Origin of the sequence: Pedobacter psychrodurus (genome assembly GCF_004331735.1) — a bacterium.
GTDB lineage: Bacteria > Bacteroidota > Bacteroidia > Sphingobacteriales > Sphingobacteriaceae > Pedobacter > Pedobacter psychrodurus.
In genome coordinates this window covers 328,608-346,473 of record NZ_SJSO01000004.1, presented here as the reverse complement: position 1 = coordinate 346,473, position 17,866 = coordinate 328,608, and the positions used below count along the sequence as shown (strand labels likewise).

Here is a 17,866-nt window from a genome sequence, read left to right as displayed (position 1 = left end):
GATCAAATCAATTCTCCTTCATTTTTAGATAACAATACAATGGCCAGGTATGAGGATGCGAACAGAAGCCTTGAAACGCTGTCTTAAGATTAGGCACTCCCACCCAAAAGGCGTATATACCTTCGCGATATAGTGTAGAATTAATTTCATCAGGAGCGGTCCACTGCCCAACCCAGTAACTAGGATAATTTGTTGCAAAATTCTGGAAAGAAAATTTCATTAAAAGAGACTTTGCCTCCTCCTTATCAAAACTAGCCACGCCCAATAATAAAGGATATTCTAAAGAATACCAGATCCCTCCATCCTCTCCATCAGGATTCCTATCCCATAATGGTTTCTCTCTTGTTCTAATGCCAATTTTTTCTGGTGTGGATATCTTACTTTTAACGTAGTCGTAAATTTCTTTTTTTCTTTCTATAGATAAAGAAGGTATTTGAAGTAGATACCCTTGTGGCTCTATGCAAACCTCATTTATACCAAACTTTAAATTCTCATTTAAATAAGCTCTTGCAGCAAATTTACGGGTTCCTAAATCCTTCATGAATGCGGTTTCTATACTTTTCCTGTAATCTTCCATCGAGCTTACCAATTCCCGAGCCTCGGTATTGCCAGAATTTTTCAATTCCTTTATCAATTTAGGAAAAACCGCAAGTACCATTGCTGAATTAAGGTGAGACTCTGCAGTACCGGCAAAAACGTTGGGCGAATATTTATGAAAAAAGCTATCGCTCCAATCAGAATTCAGCATCTTTACCAAACCATGCGATCCAGTACCTACCTCATCTCTTAAGTAAATAAAATATTTTTTCAACATATTAATAACCACATCCTGTCGCTCATTTTCGGCTGGGTAAAAAGATACCTTTTCATTTAAAAAATTATAATCCTTGGTGATTAAAAGATATTCTGCAATTGTATTAAAAAAGTAGAGCTGAGGATCACTTTCTTTATATATCGATGGAGGTGTATAGCCAAAGCCTGAATTACCCCTTTTAATCTCTCCATCAAAGTCAGAATGTTTAATTACGTACCGAATGCATGACTTTGCTAATTCCGGATTGGTATAACATGCGGGCAAAGCTGCCTGCAAATGATCCCTCAATGAAATATTATCACCGAAATGATAGCTATAAACTGTACCTTGCGGAATGGACGTTTCTTTATAATATTCACTGTATTTAGCCGAGGCCTCTATAACATGTGCATTCCAAAGCATTTCTCTGCGTAAAACCTCATTCTTTTCTGTAGACAGGTCAGGAAGCTTTTCCTTCCATTGCTGAGCAAACAGACCTTCCTCTACCGAGCTTGAGCTTGCATCTAAAAATAGGTCATCCACCTGTTTTTGCACCCCCTCAAAGCTTTTATCATCTGCCAAACCAATTACAACATTAAACACCTTTGTTTCATTGGGCTTGATAAAAATATCAACCTTAGTTGCCAATGTGTCATTTTGTGCAGATACCGTAGAAATTTCTTGAGGATTGTTATTTTTAACTACCATGAAAACAGAAGGAGGAGCTATATCATATATAAATCTTTGTGCTTTATTTGGAATTACCAGGAAAGTATTTGTCTGATAATTAATCTTTGCAAGAGCAATCTTTTTATTCTGATCTATAGTAATTTTTGAATGATATAAAATAGGCCTTTTTGTAATATCAGTATATTGTAAGCTATTTTGTGTGTAGTTAACCAGCATGCGCTCTGAGTAGGTTAACCGCTGTGCTTTCTTGCCATTATTCTTCAAACTTATAGTAACCACAAAAGAAGGGTTGCCGGCATTTACTTTTGCTGATGGCTTAACTGATATGGTTCGAGTACAATGGATTGAGTTAGCCAATTGGTAGCTGTATCTGGCAAAGCCGATTCCAAAATACTTTTTTGATGCGTTTTGGTCTGCCGCAACAGAGTTAACCCCTGTTAAGGTTACTTTTCTTAATTTTTTATCATTTTTAAACGCAATACTTGCCTCATTCCAACCATAGTTGGTTTGGTCAGCATCACCATTTATTCTTGCCCAAACCCTTTCGGCTGTAATAAATTGATACCTCCCACTGGCATGGGTAATTAAGGTAGCCCTATAATTACCCAATAAAAAAAAAGGATCTGCTGGCTGTTCTGCATCCTTCCCTTGCTTATCCACCGCTGCATATGGCAATGTTCCTGTATAGTTGTAAACAGGCAATCCCTTTTTAGAAAAGAACCAATTACCAATAGTTTGGGCATTGGATTTTAGATTGAACAATAAGATTAACAAGAAAAAGAAAAAGGACTTCATACTTATATTGGTTAGTTAAAGGCAACAGCATAGTTTTGATAGTGGAAATCTCTATTTTGAATATCTCTCTTTTAAAAGATCTTTCATCCAGAGATTTATATCCCATTGATTGGTAATGGGCAAGTTACTAAATGGCATTAAATGTTGGTAAGGTGGGGCACCATATTCTGGCGTAATGGTAAAATGGGTTTCCTTATTTTCTCTTTTCAATGAAATTACCCTATCCCATATCTGCAGGTGCCTAAGCAATATACGTTCATTTTCTGGTGATCTAGGATCCATTACCTGTGGACCTTCCTCAAATCCTATCCTTGCATGTAGATGGTCGGTTTTTAAAATAGCCATTTGCACAGCCTTTTCCTGATCTTCTAAAAGGCTTTCAGCAACGGCAAACCAATGAGAAATATCAAGCGTAATCCTTAATTTAGGGTTAAGCTCTAAATAGGATTGAGCAATATGTGCTGCAAATGACCATTTACCACGATGTGTTTCATGGAGAATTTTAACACCAGAACTAGCGCTTATCTGATCTGCAATGGCAAAAAGCTTGAGGTTTTGGTCAAATGTATAGTAATCCTTTCCTGTTTGAGAATTTATAAAAAGTGGCTTTAACTCTACCAAACTTTTTAAGTGACTTTCAAATTCTTTCTTATGTGCTTCGAAATCGCTATTAACAGTTTGCCAATGTTGCCCAATTACCTCTAGCTTATGCGCTGCAAGTCCATTTAAAATTTCATGCCGCTCAATTTCACTTAAATCATAGGGAAACCCTATTTCCACCCCATCATAACCTGCTGACTTCACTTTAACAAAGAAATCTGCCCAGGACAATGTTTCACAGCCCCAACGAGGACAAAAAAAATTCAGTTTCATTTATAAACTTAAAGATTATAGCGTTATTTTTTTACGTGCAAGGTAATTTCTTGTTCTTTTGATAAAAAATCTGCACCATTAATCTTTTTTATTCCACTTTCTAATAAACATTTATCTGCAACCATATCAATTGGGGTAATGCAAGATTTATTTTTTTCTCTAAATGGGATGTTGTAACTTAAGTTATAGGCAGATATAATTGACCACCGTGATTGCTCAGATGTATTTGCTGCAGAACGATGTAACAAATTACTATGAAAAAATAGTACATCGCCAGGTTTAAGTTCCACGTATGCAAGATCACAAACTGCTGATGCGGCATCGACAAATGCTTGATCGGCTCCCTGTTGCTCTCCTGCAAAACCATGCTCAAACCTTTGCATTAAATGGCTTCCTTTTAAAACCTGTAAACAACCATTATCTACGGTAGCTTCGGTTAAAGCAACCATTACCGAAATCATGGCCTCAGGATATAAAAAGCCATTTTTATACCAATAACCATAATCTTGATGCCACTCCCAAGCACCACCAACTTTTGGTTCCTTTTGCATTACCTTTGAATGAAAATGACAAACCTCACCTTTATCCCCCAAAAGAGTTTTAACGGCATTTACCATTCTTTCAGATCTTGACATCAATCCAAAGGAATCGTTTCCAGGAGTAAACCATAAGGTTAGCCGAGTTCGGTTCCCAGCCATATCGTTGAAATCCATAGACCGATCTACAACCGATTCATCACTTGCTAGTTTATAGAGCAAATCGGTCTCTTTATCTGAAAAACAACTTCTTACAATAAGAAAACCATCCTGTTTATAATTAGCCTCATCTTGTGGGCTTAATTTAAATGTTTCCATATCAAATTTATATTTAGTTACTCAAATATATCCTGCAAAAAACTAATGGTCTACCACTTTTCTATTTAATACTTAAACTATATTGACCATATTCGTAATTGTTAAACTAAAAAATGATAAAAAAACAATAGTATGAGGCCATTGGTTCAAAAATTACCATTAAACGATCAGGCCTCTTTTGTAGCAAGAAAATATACTTCGCCATATTTTGAAACAGCATGGCATCAACACGAAGAACATGAGTTGGTGTTGCAATTGGATGGAAAAGGGATGTGTTTTATTGGTAATTATATAGGTGAGTTTAATGCTGGAGATATATTTTTCTTAGGATCCAATGTACCCCATGAATTTAAAAAAGATGATGACATTGAAACCTGCAGTGCGCTGGTAATCCATTTTAAACCTGATGTTTTAGGAAAGGATTTTTTGGCACTTCCTGAATTTTCTGAAATAAAGACTTTGTTAGCTGATGCTGTATTGGGTTTTAAATTTCAAGGAATAATAAATAAGCAGCTAAATTTACTAATGACCGCACTTTCTAGCGCAACAGGTTTTGAAAGGATAACCTTGCTTTGCCAATGTATGTTGTTAATGAGTAGAGTAAACGAAAAAGCCACATTATCTACAATTACAGAATTTAATCACTTCTCCAATCATAAAATAAATAAGGTTTTTGAGTATACCATTTTAAATTTCAGAAACCAGATTAGCCTGAAAACGATTGCTGATATTGCCAATTTAAGTATACCCGCATTTTGCAGGTATTTTAAAAGAAAAACAAAGAAAACATATATAGAATTTGTTAATGAAATGAAAATAGGTTACGCTTGTCAATCATTGATAGATTCTGAAGAGACTATTTTACAAATAAGTTATGCAAGCGGGTTTAATACCATTGCAAATTTTAATAAGCAGTTTATAAAAGTTAAAGGCATAAAACCATCTGTTTACCGCAAAAATTTAAGACCCGTAGTATTAGAAACTGTTTAAAAATGACGGTATATTTATTACCATTAGGTTTAGGATACTATTGTTGGCGGGGACGCCAACGTGCTAATTTGACCTATGCCAAAGGCATCCCCTTGGGATAAATTTAAACAATTTCTTAATTAGCTATCCAAACCTGAGCCGAAGAATCCCTTAACTACATGGCATCTATATCGCCCGTAATTACATAAGTATCAGCCTTACCACCTACTTCACTTTTTATCTTCAATTGCCTTACTCACAAACTTTCTATTTTTAAGGGCAGGACGTTGAGAAAAAGGTTTGTCCAACTAAAAGATTGCATATCCAATACTTGGTGCAGCCGTTAAACTAGCCCAATAACACCTGTAGCCTTTAGAAACTGTCTTCTTTTAATCATTTTGTTTAATAAACTTCTTAATTGTTACCTGTTAGATTTAATTATCAAAACACCAAGAAAGCCCAAGGTGGAGGAGAAATTACCTTAAAATCCATTTCTATAGTGCTTCGCCTCTTTTATTTATTTTGTGATTTACCTTCCATCTGTAATTACAGTATATAAAGTGATACACCCTTGTTCTATAATTTTATTTTAACTGGTTTAGAAGTTTTAGTGAGTTGATAAGGTATCCTTACTGTTTTACCATCTTTGGTAACCGTAATTTCATAAAGCCCAAGATGCCCTCTATCTGAAATTTTACCCTCCGCAGTAGTGAATTTATTGATATTGGTTCGCCATTCTTTTAAAACTAAATCTCTCCACACTCCTGCATTTGGTTTTGGAGTCCAATTTTTTCGATACATAGCCGCATCTGGCTTCCAATGTGCACTTTCCCAAAAACCCCACATGGTAAAACCTGTAACTAAGTGATGGCTATAACAAGCAATTAAAAAATCTCTTGTATAATCAGCCTGAAGGTCATCATCTGGTGTGTTTACGTCAAATTCTGTAATTTGAATTGGTAAGCCTAAATCATTAAACTTATCTAAATCAGTAATTACTTGAGCAGGATCACGGGGTTGCCTGCCTACATGTCCTTGAATACCAATAGCTTCAACAGGTGCACCGCCCTTTTTTAATTCATCTATTAAGGCCAAAAATTTATCGATATTCCTTAGACTTGCCACACTATTTAGCATACTATATTCATTGAGATACAACTTTGCTGCAGGATCTATGCTTTTAGCCTGCTTAAACCACTCTACGGCCTGGCTGCGTGGCATTACTTTAAAATAGTCGGTTTCATGCATCATTTCATTAATCACATCCCATGCATAAACCTTGCCTTTGGTAAAAGTGGCAATTTCCTGAATGTGCTTACGGATGGAGTCTGCAAAATTGGGTCCGAAGTCTTTTTGTCTAGCGTAGTACGGTGGTGTGAACTTTTTACCTGGCCAAACTAAATTATGACCTCTTAATTTTAGCTTATTGTCTTCAATCCATTTCATGGCAATCTTAGTTTGTTCCCTTTTTTCAGGATTCATCCAGACAGGCCATTTTAGATTGTTATCTATCGTTACTGCATTAAACAAAGTTTTAAGTGAGTCTAGGTATTTTCTTGATTCTGCATCGTTTTTATACATGTAATTTACTGTAGCGGCAGTACCAAAAATAAATTCAGGATCTACTAAACGAGCTGTTACACTGGCGCCTTTTAAAGGTATTCCATTAGCATCATTTACTTGTATATTTAGTGGAGCAGTACGAATTTCTTCGATTCTTTTTAAAGCTTTTTGACGCCATTCTGCATTAGCTTCTCTACCAACATAAGAAAATTTTGTAGTTGGTAATTTTTCTAAGGTGGTTTTGTTCTCAAAATTTAAAAGCTTTATATCAGAAATTTCTACCTTTTGTGCTAGCGAACCATAAGATATACAAATAGAACCTGCCCCAACAGGCATATCATTTAATGCCTTAAAAGGGATGTCTATTGTTTTCCACTCTGGACCCACACTTAATTCTATCATGATACTTTTTTCTTGAGGGGGATTTGCTTGCTGCACATAAAAATAGAGCACCGCCTCACCTGATTCCTGCTTAGCATAAATCGATCTTACAGACAATCTAGCTAAAATTACATCTCCTTTTTTTATGGGTTTACCATTTAACCATGATGATTGAACATTGTAATGACTGTTTGTGGCAGAAAAAATTTCGGCAGTAAATGAAGGTTGACCATTTTCACTATTCTTTGCGCTAAAAACACTGGCTTGTTTATCTTTATTTGCATCGTTAAACCTATAGTTTATAGCTGCATCTAACGGGAATGCATCAACTGGTTTAAGTGCGATTAACTCTTTTTGTAACAACTGATTTTTTTGTCCATACACTTTTGTTAGGGCCGTTATAATAAATAAACCAGCTATAATAAATTTTATTTTCATGATGATTGTTATCTAATATTTTATTTCTAATTATATGTCTTTAAGCTGTTTTCTAACACCCCTAAAAAGCCTAAAGTATAAGGAGAAATTACCCTAAATCCACTTCTTTGTAAAGCTTCACCTCCTTTATTAACCTGCGCTGTGCCTTTTAAAAAACCATCTGGTGTAAAATACGCCTGTAAACCTTTCCAGCTTTTATAAGCGGCTTGTTTACATGAATTAGGTAAAAGATTTTTTGATGCCCCATAAGCTAAAGCAGCGGCAATACTTGCAGAGCCTGAGGTGTCAATCCCTGTTTCTGCTTGGTGTAGAAAATTATTCCATAACCCATTTTTTTGTTGGTGTGTGATGGCAAATTCTGCCGCCATTTGCAATTCGGCACGAAGCAGCTGGGTTACTTCGTTGTTTGGTAGCACCGCTAATGATTTTGCCATGCCCAATAAGTACCAACCCACACCTCTTGCCCAATTCCCATATTCTGGGTTACCCTTTTCTTTAGCATTTTGATAAATGAAATTAGGTTTTGCCAATAAACGAACCCTAGCCTTTAAGTTTGCTATAGCTAAATGTGCTAATTCGGGCTGTTTTAATTTTTGTGCCAAAATTGCCAATGGATAAGAAATGGTATAACATTCCTCCGTTTTTAATCGGCGGTTATTTCCAGTTTCGTCTGCTATTACTCCTTCTGCATTTGCATGGGTTTTACAAAAATCAATAGCTTGCTGCAACATGGCATGTTGAGCATTCGTAGCAGCGAGAATGGCAAATGGAAGAATACTTTCTACAGTGGTTATCTTTTCAAAAGAGCGTTTATTGTTAAGGTTTTCATACACCAACGTATTATTTGCAAAATATTTATCTAAATGTAAATTTAAAATTTCTTGTGCCTTGATGTGTTTTTTTGACAAAGAAGAGATACCATCTAAAACGCAGCCCTCCATCCAACCAAAAGTTGATATGGACGCGAAAGACAATAATCTGTTTTTCCATTCATCGTTGTTAAACTTTCCTTCTGCAATTAATAAATGAGGTAAAAATTCCTTAGGAACATCGCTTGAAACTGTTGTGGATGCAAAAAACCAAAATGGCTTTGTTCCTTTTATCATTTTTAGCGTTATTCCTTCCTGTAAAATTAACGGCATTAATACGGGGGGGATAATTATTTCAAAAGGTTGCATATAGTGCGCATACTTAATATCTAATTGCCCTATTTTTCTTTTTGTGCTTGCAAGAGACAACTCAATAATACACTCTTCCCTAATATCAGTTGCGCTGGTTAATCTAAAATAGGCGTCTGTATTTTTTTCTAATTTTTGGCTCCAGTTCATTTGCAGCCCAACATTATCTGGTTTAATTTCTGCCACAGTCCAATTAAATGGAATTGTATTATCCCCAAGCGATAATAAAGGTGCTGATGTTATTTCTGCCATCAAATAATTTAAACTACCAGGCTTATTTTTAGACCATAGTTTATCCGATACCAATACAGAAGTTAATGCTACAGCAGAAAATTTAAGCCACTCTTTTCTATTCATTTCTGATTTTCCTTAGCAAAAATCTCACTATTTATCGTACAGCTTTTCCATCTCATCATAATAAGCCTTTAATACATAAAAAGCTTTTTTCTTTTTACCATTATGGTCAAATAGGCCCTTATTGTTCCAACCTTCCTGATAAACAGGATGATTACGGCGTGGGGAACGAAAATCATTTAAAATCCATGGCGATAAACCAGCGAAATTAGCCGGCATCCTCTTAAACATACCTACCTGTTCTTTATAGTACCACTCTTGAAATTCTTCTGAAAAACGAGTTAAACTATCTGCGTGAAGACCTGAAAAACCTTCGGCTCCAGTTTCACTAAAAAATAATGGCTTATCATATTTGGTTGCCCAACTTACTTTTCTGCTATTATCTGGTAATCCGCCATACCAACCTATATATTGATTTACAGCTACGATATCAGTAAATTCCCCTAACGGATCTTCAATTGTTTGAACGCCCTGTATGCCAAAACTTTCTAAAGCTGCTGCTACTATTCGACTCTGGTCCATTTCTTTTACCTTTTTCACTAACCTGCTCATAAATAATGTTCTTTCTTTATTTACTGGAGTTTCATTACCCACAGACCATATAATAATACTAGCCCTATTTCTATCTCGGGTAATCATTTCCTCGAGTTGTGTTTTTGCTTTTGCCAACACCTCTTCACTTTTAAAATCAATTGTCCAATACACGGGTATTTCAGACCAAACCATAATACCCAAAGAATCTGCCGCCCTTGTCATGTATTCATTATGCGGATAATGTGCCAAACGAACCATATTCGCATTTAGCTCTTTAGCTTGCCCTAGTAAATGTTGTGCATCTTTATAACTATAGGCTCGCCTTACATCGTTTGGTATTTCTTCATGTACCGATATTCCCCTTAAAAAAACTGGCTTGCCATTCAGTATCAATTTACCTCCTTGTATCTCGATGTTACGGAAACCAATTTTATCTATGATTTTCTCATTTTTAGTACGGATGATGACCTGATATAATTTAGGTGTTTTCGAAGACCACAATTGTAGCGAAGATGATTTAACACTAAAAGCAACACTATCTCCATTTATGGTTAATTCTTGCTTTATTTTTAATTCTGGGATTTCTAACCATACATTTTCCTGTCCTTTTGTATTTAATTTTATCCAACCTTCTATGGTTTTAAATTTGCCGGCGTAACTGCCTTTAGCAAGCTGCACACTATAATCCTGCACAAAATTTTGAGGAACAAAAACTAGGTTCACATCTCTTGTAATACCGCCATAGTTCCACCAATCGGTGTTGATGGTTGGTATTTCGTCAATGGATCTTTTATTATCAACTTTAACAACTAAAAAATTATCTTTTGCTTTTAACAGTGTCTTTGGTATTTCAAAATTAAATGCCGTAAACCCTCCTTTATGCATGCCTAATTTTTTACCATTCAGGTAAACATCTGCCTTGTAGTTAACAGCACCAAAGTGCAAAAAAACCCTTTCGTTACTGGTTGCCAAATCAACATCAAATGATTTTTTATACCATACCGTTCCTTCGTAATACACAAATTTTTCGTCTTGGGAGTTCCAATCTCCTGGAACTTTTATAGCATATTTATCTATAAAGCCAAATTCTTTTCTATCTGTTTTATTATCAAACTTATCTGTATTCCAATATGCTTCTCTATCATTTGCATTTCTTTCCTCCCGGCGATAATCATAAAAACCTGTTTCATAGGGATCGATAATATATTGCCACGTTCCATTTAAACTAATCGTTTTTCTGTTTAGCACATTAGTAATTAGATTTGATTGGGCCTTAGCATCGTTAATCAGCAACAATGCAATAACTGATATTAATAATAGGGTTTTAAATTTTTTCATATAAAATCACATTGTTTTTATAAATTGATTAGGCTTTTATCTGCAATAAGTATAGGCCCGTCATAGATTGGTATTTTTTTAAAATTGAAGATATTACCTTCTTTACTCCAATTACTTTTTGGCACCTCAAAAACTTTTCCCGTAATCACATCTACAACAACAGGTTGACTGAAATTACCGTTGATAAAGGAAAAATCTAGTGTCTTTACTTCATTGTTATTTGTCGGGATACCTTCATCAGACCAAATAGTATAAATTTGCTGCTTTGTTTTTTTATGTCTGTAACCGTAAACAGCTAAACTTCTATCTGTTCCTTTGGTATMTCGTAYGCCGTCTTTTTCTACTTTAATATTTCGCTCATAAGTTGCATGTATATCAGTAATGCGTTCTAAATTATGATCGAAAATTGAAGCAATAACCTGTACAGATCGATAAGCTAATTTTGGGCGAATTATTTTTTTTGTAGAGTCTGATTGCAGTAGCCCTTTTATGTTTAACAATTTAATAGGCCCGCTAGTGTAAGCAATATCTGAGATCGTAAACACACTCGATTCTACATCATGACCTAAATTGCTCAGCATTCTACGTGTATTCCATTTTGCTTGAGAAAGCTCCGTCCAATTGTAATCTCCAAGAGCACCTCTTCCAAAACCAGGACCAGAGGGTGCCCCGTTTTCTCCTTGCCTTAATTTTACCTTGCTATCGTATTTTTTTAAAATGTCCCTAAGCTTTTCTACCAATAAATCATTAGCATCAGGATTATAGACATAATCATGGTAAGTGATATTATCAAAAAGATGCAGTTTGTTTTTATCCTTTAGAATTTTAAAAAATTGGTCTGCATATTTTAAATCGATGTGTCCTAGGGATAGCCCAGAAACTTTAGCATTCGGCTGTAGTTTTTTGATGATGTCAATCGTTCTGATATTAATTGCAGCAACAAACTCAGGGGTGTTTTGCAGGTTATCTCCAAAATTTCCTTCATTCCAAATTTCCCATTCCTCTACCCTATCTTTATACCTACTTACCATTGAAGTGGCAAAATTATCCCAAGCTGTTAATGCTTCTTCAGAATGAGGCAAACCTGCACCCAATGCAGAACCTCCTCCGCCAGGGTAGATTGGGTTACCATACGAAATTTGCAGCCAAGGCCTTAGACCACGTTTTACGGCATCATTGATAATATGATCTAACCATTTCCAATCATATTGACCTTTAATTTTTTCTGTTTTAGCCCATCCACCTTGCAGTCTAATCCTTCTGATCCCCAAAGGAACCAGATATTCTTTGTAAGAATCGTAATCTGCAAAATCACGGTCCAAGGTTTCGCAACCAATTATCCAATTAGATGAATCAATCTCATTTGCCATTTTAGGTTTTACGTTACCCAAAAACGGGAAAGAAACAACTAATTCTGGTTGGTCGCTTTTTACTGCAGCAATTTTGTTTTGCTGTGCTTTACAACTATAAAAAGCAATTAAAAACCCTATTAAAACAACTATTTTTTTTGAATTATCCATCATCTTTTATTTTATCTTTTCTAACTTAATTGCAAAGCCACCACCGTTGGCCATTTGTAATTCAAGCGAAGAAGCTTTATCAATCTTTTGAGTAGTTTTTTTGTAATCGCTTCCTATTCTGTTGGCGTTAATGCCGTCAGAAAATATGGTGGCTTGGTAATCTCCTGCATCTAAAAAATCGAATTTAATTTTAACATTTTTACCCGTCCAATTATTTAAGCCCGCTATATGCCAAGTACTGCCTTTTCTTCTAGCGATGACTGCATGATCGCCAATTTTACCCTCTAAGGGAATGGTTTCATCCCAAGTATTTGGCATCGCAGCTAGGTAAGCTAGAATTTCTGGCTCTTTTTGATATGCAGTTGGCGCATCTGCAAGCATCTCAAATGGAGCATAATACATTGTAAACATAGCCAATTGATTACACCTTGTTCCTAAGGTCATTGGCCTGAAAAAGCTCTTTCTATAGTCTAATAAATTTGAATTGTACAAGCCACCAGGTGTGTAATCCATCGGTCCGGCCAACATTCTGGTAAAAGGTAAAATTGTTGCTTGGGTTAAAATATCAACATCAGAAAATTTGTTCCATTCCAGCCCTTGCACAGCTTCAAAGTTAAGTATGTTAGGGTAGGTTCTTTCTAATCCAGTTGGTTTATAAGCTGCATGAAAATCAATGATCATTTTACGTTTGGCAGCCTCTTTGGCCAACCTCTCATAAAAACGAACAACAGTTTGATCATCGCGATTCATGAAATCAACCTTCACCCCTTTAACTCCCCATTTCTGAAATTGATCCAACGCTTCAATCATTTGTCTGTCTAAGGTATGCCAAACGCACCAAAGAATAATGCCAACACCTTTTTGCTTTGCATAGTTAAACAGATAAGGCATATCTAATGTGCCCGACAAAGCTGTTGTACCGCTGGTAACTACAGAACCATCGTTTACTTTTAATAAATCGAATTGATCACTCCAACCTTCGTCCATCATGATGTACTCTAGCTTGTTCTCAGCTGCGAAGTCGATAAAATATTTATAAGTTGCTGTGTTAAAACCGGATTTAAAATCAACTCCAGTAAGGTTATTCGCATTCCACCAATCCCATGATACTTTACCTGGCTTAATCCAAGAGGTATCTTCAATTTTACTTTCGCTGGCTAGTAGATAGACTAAATTGTTGTACAGAAGATCCTTATCATTTTGTTCCAAAATCATTAACCTCCAAGGAAAATCTCTGGTACCTTCTGTTTCAGCAATGTAATCCGCATCCAATAAAGAAAGCTTATTAAAATTGTCTTGTCCGCCAGTGGTATCCTTTAAAATAAATTTTGGAGAAATTCCTTTTAGTGTGTTATTGCCAGCATAGGTTAAATAGTAACCTGGATAATCTAATAAATCTGATTCCGTAATAGCCACCTTTATGCCGTTACTCTCTGTAACAAAAGGCAATGAGGCAATTGGCTTACCTATCAGGGAAGAAATTTTCTTCTTAAAAAACTGTTCTTCGTAACTAAACTGAAACGAATTGGTGGTTTGTATCCACGCCTCAGCATCAGCAGTAAGCTGATAGTTAATCTGCTCTTCGTTTACTTTAATTCTGCCAGGCAAAGCTGTTTTAAAGCGATAGGCCACACCATTATTAAAAACTCTAAATATTACTTCGTAATTACCTTTAAATTTGATGGCAATTTCATTATAAACATCTTTGTAATTAGCTGCCATCCCATATTGGGGTTTGATATCTTGCTCAACACTTCTTTTTAAAATTTTTTCAACTTTGTTATTTACACCTAATATTTTACCATCACCTAGCGAGACAGAAAGCTTACTTGGTAGCAAAACTTGCTTTTTATTATAATTTACGCTGTAAGTAAGCGTAGCCCCTGCTGAGATATTCAAAGCTATTTTTGTATCAGGCGAAAGCAGTTGATAAAGCTTGGTTTGAGCCTTGGCGATGATAACATTTGTTAAAAAAACGATGCCAAGGATAAAGTTGATTTTATATTTCATTGGGTAGATAAGTTCTATTTATTGGTAAAATTTTTATATAATATTCCTTTTATTTTTTAATATCCGTTTGTACATCTTTGCAAATCTTTTGCCCATTTTTCTTTGTGATTTTGAATCATAATGAAGTTCATCGCCGCGGTCTGATAAATCATCGGTTTTAATCAAAAAAGTATTTGGATCTTCTATTGCGTTATCTTTTATAGCTTTATTGATTAGCTTTTGATCAGTATTTTGCAGCTTAAAGGTACCTATTGAGGCAGTTAGTATTGGTAATTTTAAGTTATCGGTCTCACTTCTAAATTTAGCAAACAAATTTTGAAGCTTTTTTTGATAAAACAATGCTTTTTTTGGATTGGCATCGCTTTCTCCTTGATGCCACAATATGGCCTTTAATTGTCCATATTGGCCACACATTTTTACCAATTGTGTAAAATTAGTAAACAATTTTACTCCCCTATGCAATGAATCACCAAGCCATTGATCTATTGAACTACCACCAACCGCAGCGGGAACCAATAAAATTGAAACAGAATCGGGCACATTTTTAAGTAGCATGTTACCAAACGATAGACCACAATCTAAACCAGCCATATCAGGTTCATAAGAATGTAGAGGCTCCTTTGCTATGGCTATCTTACCATTGGAGTTCATTAGCAAAATCCTTTTATTTGTAACTGTATCCTGAGGTTCAATTTTAGCTCTACCTGCCATATTAGATTGTCCTGCCAATATAAATACCCAAATATTTTTTCTTGGATCTTGATTTGACTGAACCACAGCGAAAGAGTTAATTCTGTAAAGGCTTAGTATTAAAATGAAGAATATAATTTTTTTCATACCAGTTTAAGCTTTTGTATTCTAGTTAAAAACAAATTGTTTTTGTATAGATTTGCCTTCCGAAATTAACTTTGCATTTGGTTGAGCACCGCCTACCGCTATATCTAAACTGCCTTTCATAAGTTCTAATTTTCCAAGGCTGTTCACTTCGCTGAGTTCGTTGTAGCCCAATTTGAATTGCAATTGTTTTGTTTCTCCAGCTTTAAAATAATTACGCTGATAACCTTTCAATGTTCTAATAGGCGTTTTATACGAATTATTCTTGTGAGCCAAATAAAGTTGAGCCACCTCATCGCCAGCAATTTTACCAGTATTTGTAATATTTACCGAGACCAATATTTCATTAGATTTTGGAGACTTTGAAATTTTAAGGTTGCTGTATTTAAAAGTGGTATAACTTAATCCATGCCCGAATGCAAATAATGGTTCTCCTTTGAAATAACGGTAAGTACGGTTATCCATACTATAATCCTCGAAGTCTGGCAAATCGCTTACGTTTTTATAAAATGTTACTGGTAATCTTCCTGCTGGATTATAGTCGCCAAAAAGGACATCGGCTATGGCCTGCCCACCGGCCTGACCGCCATACCATGCTTGCAAAATAACTGGTAAATTGGCTGCTTCCCATTCAAAACCCATTGCTCCGCCGCTCATATTTACAAATACAACTGGTTTGCCTGTGGCTTTTAAAGCTTTCATCATATTGGTCTGTATTTTTGGCAACTCAATATTGGTACGGTCTCCACCTTTAAATCCTTCAACCGATACCGGCATCGCCTCACCTTCTAAACTTGCAGCTATCCCACCTACAAAAACAATCACATCGGCATCTTTAACTCTTGATGCAATGGTTGCGGGACTAGCTGTTTCGATAGTACCCATGTTAAATTCGATTTCTGCGTTATCGCTATACTGCAGGTAATCGATCACGAGTTTATATATTTTACCTTTTTGTGCTTTAAGCGTATAGTAACCTCCCTTTAAATCCGTATCGATTTGCTTTTCACCATTTACAAATAACTTTACATTATCATCACCTTTTAGCTCGAACACCACATCTCCAGATTGATCGGCTTTATAATCGGCGATAAAGCGCATGGAGAATTGATTGGCAATAATTCCTTCTGCAACTTGCTCGCCATCTCCCCATTGGAAGTCGATTTTAGGTACTCTTGAAACAACAGCTGGTTTGCCTTCCCATTTATTATTCTTAAAATATGATACCTGGAATCCTGGCTTGCCCTCAAAGCTAAATTTATTACCCTTCCAGTTTGGCTTAAAAACCTTGTTATCTATCAGATTACAACCTTTCTCGTAAATAACCTCGATACCTTTTTTACTGCGAATACCATCTAAAACTGATGAAATATACGATGGAAAACCATAATAATTGGCCAACATTACAGTTTTATCATCAGCATTTGGGCCAACGAGTGCAATCTTTTTAACTCCTTTACCGAAAGGCAGAACATTAGCAAATTTTTGCTTGAAAGGTTCATTTTTCAACAACACCATCGACTGGCGAGCCATTTTTAATGCATGTGTCTTGTGTGCAGCGCTCTCCAAAACAGAAGTGTCAATTTTAGAAAAAGGAACTTCTTTATCCTCATCAAACATACCGAGCCTAAAACGGATGGTAAAAAGTCTTTTAACAGAAGTCGTGATTTCTTTTTCGGTGATCAAGCCATCATTAACTGCTTTTAACAATGCCCTATACGTTGGGTCGCCTGAACACTCGCAATCAGTACCGTGTAAAACGGCATCAGCGGCGGCGGCCTCTTTGCTTGGATGAGTTTTATGTGTTCGCCAAAAATGACTAATCCCACCACAATCTGACGTTACATAACCTGTAAACTTCCAATCATCACGCAAAATTTTCTGCATTAATTTATCGCTTCCACAACACGGTTGGCCATCAAAAGCATTATATGCACACATTACGCCACTTACTTTAGCATCAACTATCAAATCTCTAAATGCCGGCAAATAGGTATCCCATAAATCAAAATCAGATACTTTGGCATTAAATGTACTTCTGTTCCATTCTGGACCGCTATGTACTGCAAAATGTTTTGCACAGGCTGATGCTTTAAGGTATTTTGGATGATCGCCTTCTAAACCCCTAACAAATGCTTTTCCCAATGTTCCGGTTAGGTATGGGTCTTCGCCATAAGTTTCTTGTCCTCTACCCCATCTTGGATCTCTAAAAATATTAATGTTAGGTGTCCAATAAGTTAGCCCTAAATATATACCGGTTTTCCCTTGTCTTTTAGAATCGTTATATATCGCTCTACCTTCTATTGCACTGTAATTCGCCATAGTTTTAAGCGATGTTGTATCCCAAGTGGCAGCCATTGCAATAGCTTGAGGATAGGATGTTACATTGTATGAACTACGGGCTACTCCGTGTAAAGTTTCGTTCCACCAGTTGTAAGCAGGAATGTTTAATCGCTTAATGGCCGGAGAATTATTAACCATTTGAGATATTTTTTCTTCTAGCGTTAACAGGCCAACTAAGTTATCTACCCTTACTTCTGTTGGTAAAGTGCTATTTTGAAATGGGTATTGATGCTTCTTTTGAATTGAAAATGAAAGGAAGGTAAAAATTGAAATTACAAAAGCTATTGCTAAAATATTTTTAAATGACATCTCTGTTTTAATCAAATTTTATATTAAATAAACCATTTCTACAAATTAATTATTGCAGGATTTCGTGCCAAAAAATTTCTTAAGATATTG

The 17,866-nt window shown here is 35.7% G+C and carries 11 protein-coding genes; 1 reads left to right on the top strand and 10 read right to left on the bottom strand.

Annotation, left to right across the window (positions count from 1 at the left end; genetic code table 11):
- Nucleotides 1–7 precede the first annotated feature (7 nt).
- Genes EZ456_RS06615 through EZ456_RS06605 form a run of 3 tightly spaced genes read right to left on the bottom strand, consistent with a single transcriptional unit; the run spans nucleotide 8 to nucleotide 4,005 of the window.
- Nucleotides 8–2,278, bottom strand: a complete 2,271-nt coding sequence (locus tag EZ456_RS06615) for a GH36-type glycosyl hydrolase domain-containing protein (RefSeq protein ID WP_131528499.1) — start codon at nucleotides 2,276–2,278, stop codon at nucleotides 8–10.
- Nucleotides 2,279–2,329: 51 nt separating this feature from the next.
- Nucleotides 2,330–3,151 carry a sugar phosphate isomerase/epimerase family protein gene (locus tag EZ456_RS06610; RefSeq protein ID WP_131528498.1) on the bottom strand — a complete coding sequence of 274 codons (822 nt, stop codon included), beginning with the start codon at nucleotides 3,149–3,151 and terminating at the stop codon, nucleotides 2,330–2,332.
- Nucleotides 3,152–3,174: 23 nt separating this feature from the next.
- Nucleotides 3,175–4,005 (bottom strand): phytanoyl-CoA dioxygenase family protein, encoded by an 831-nt coding sequence (locus EZ456_RS06605; RefSeq protein WP_131528497.1) that lies wholly within the window; start codon nucleotides 4,003–4,005, stop codon nucleotides 3,175–3,177.
- 141 nt (nucleotides 4,006–4,146) lie between these two features.
- On the opposite strand from EZ456_RS06605, the gene EZ456_RS06600 reads away from it, so the two are divergent.
- Nucleotides 4,147–4,995 carry an AraC family transcriptional regulator gene (locus EZ456_RS06600; protein ID WP_165501261.1) on the top strand — a complete coding sequence of 283 codons (849 nt, stop codon included), beginning with the start codon at nucleotides 4,147–4,149 and terminating at the stop codon, nucleotides 4,993–4,995.
- A 555-nt stretch (nucleotides 4,996–5,550) separates the two neighbouring features.
- Here the strand turns inward: EZ456_RS06600 and EZ456_RS06590 are convergent.
- The 7 genes from EZ456_RS06590 to EZ456_RS06560 are packed head-to-tail and all read right to left on the bottom strand — an operon-like array spanning nucleotide 5,551 to nucleotide 17,776.
- Nucleotides 5,551–7,356, bottom strand: a complete 1,806-nt coding sequence (locus EZ456_RS06590) for an endo-1,4-beta-xylanase (protein WP_131528494.1) — start codon at nucleotides 7,354–7,356, stop codon at nucleotides 5,551–5,553.
- A gap of 26 nt (nucleotides 7,357–7,382) precedes the next feature.
- Nucleotides 7,383–8,891, bottom strand: a complete 1,509-nt coding sequence (locus EZ456_RS06585; protein WP_131528493.1) for a glycoside hydrolase family 88 protein — start codon at nucleotides 8,889–8,891, stop codon at nucleotides 7,383–7,385.
- A 27-nt stretch (nucleotides 8,892–8,918) separates the two neighbouring features.
- Nucleotides 8,919–10,760, bottom strand: a complete 1,842-nt coding sequence (locus EZ456_RS06580; RefSeq protein ID WP_131528491.1) for a glycoside hydrolase family 2 protein — start codon at nucleotides 10,758–10,760, stop codon at nucleotides 8,919–8,921.
- A gap of 17 nt (nucleotides 10,761–10,777) precedes the next feature.
- The gene (locus tag EZ456_RS06575) at nucleotides 10,778–12,280 is read right to left on the bottom strand and encodes an alpha-amylase family protein (protein WP_205945038.1); all 1,503 of its coding nucleotides are present in this window, start codon (nucleotides 12,278–12,280) and stop codon (nucleotides 10,778–10,780) included.
- 6 nt (nucleotides 12,281–12,286) lie between these two features.
- Entirely contained in the window at nucleotides 12,287–14,290 is a 2,004-nt protein-coding gene (locus tag EZ456_RS06570; protein WP_131528490.1) for a glycoside hydrolase family 97 protein, read from the bottom strand.
- Between the two features lie 33 nt (nucleotides 14,291–14,323).
- Nucleotides 14,324–15,127, bottom strand: coding sequence for a sialate O-acetylesterase (locus EZ456_RS06565; RefSeq protein WP_131528489.1), 804 nt, complete (start codon nucleotides 15,125–15,127; stop codon nucleotides 14,324–14,326).
- 21 nt (nucleotides 15,128–15,148) lie between these two features.
- Complete coding sequence (locus tag EZ456_RS06560; RefSeq protein ID WP_131528488.1) at nucleotides 15,149–17,776, bottom strand: glycoside hydrolase family 3 C-terminal domain-containing protein; 2,628 nt, start codon at nucleotides 17,774–17,776, stop codon at nucleotides 15,149–15,151.
- Nucleotides 17,777–17,866 lie beyond the last annotated feature (90 nt).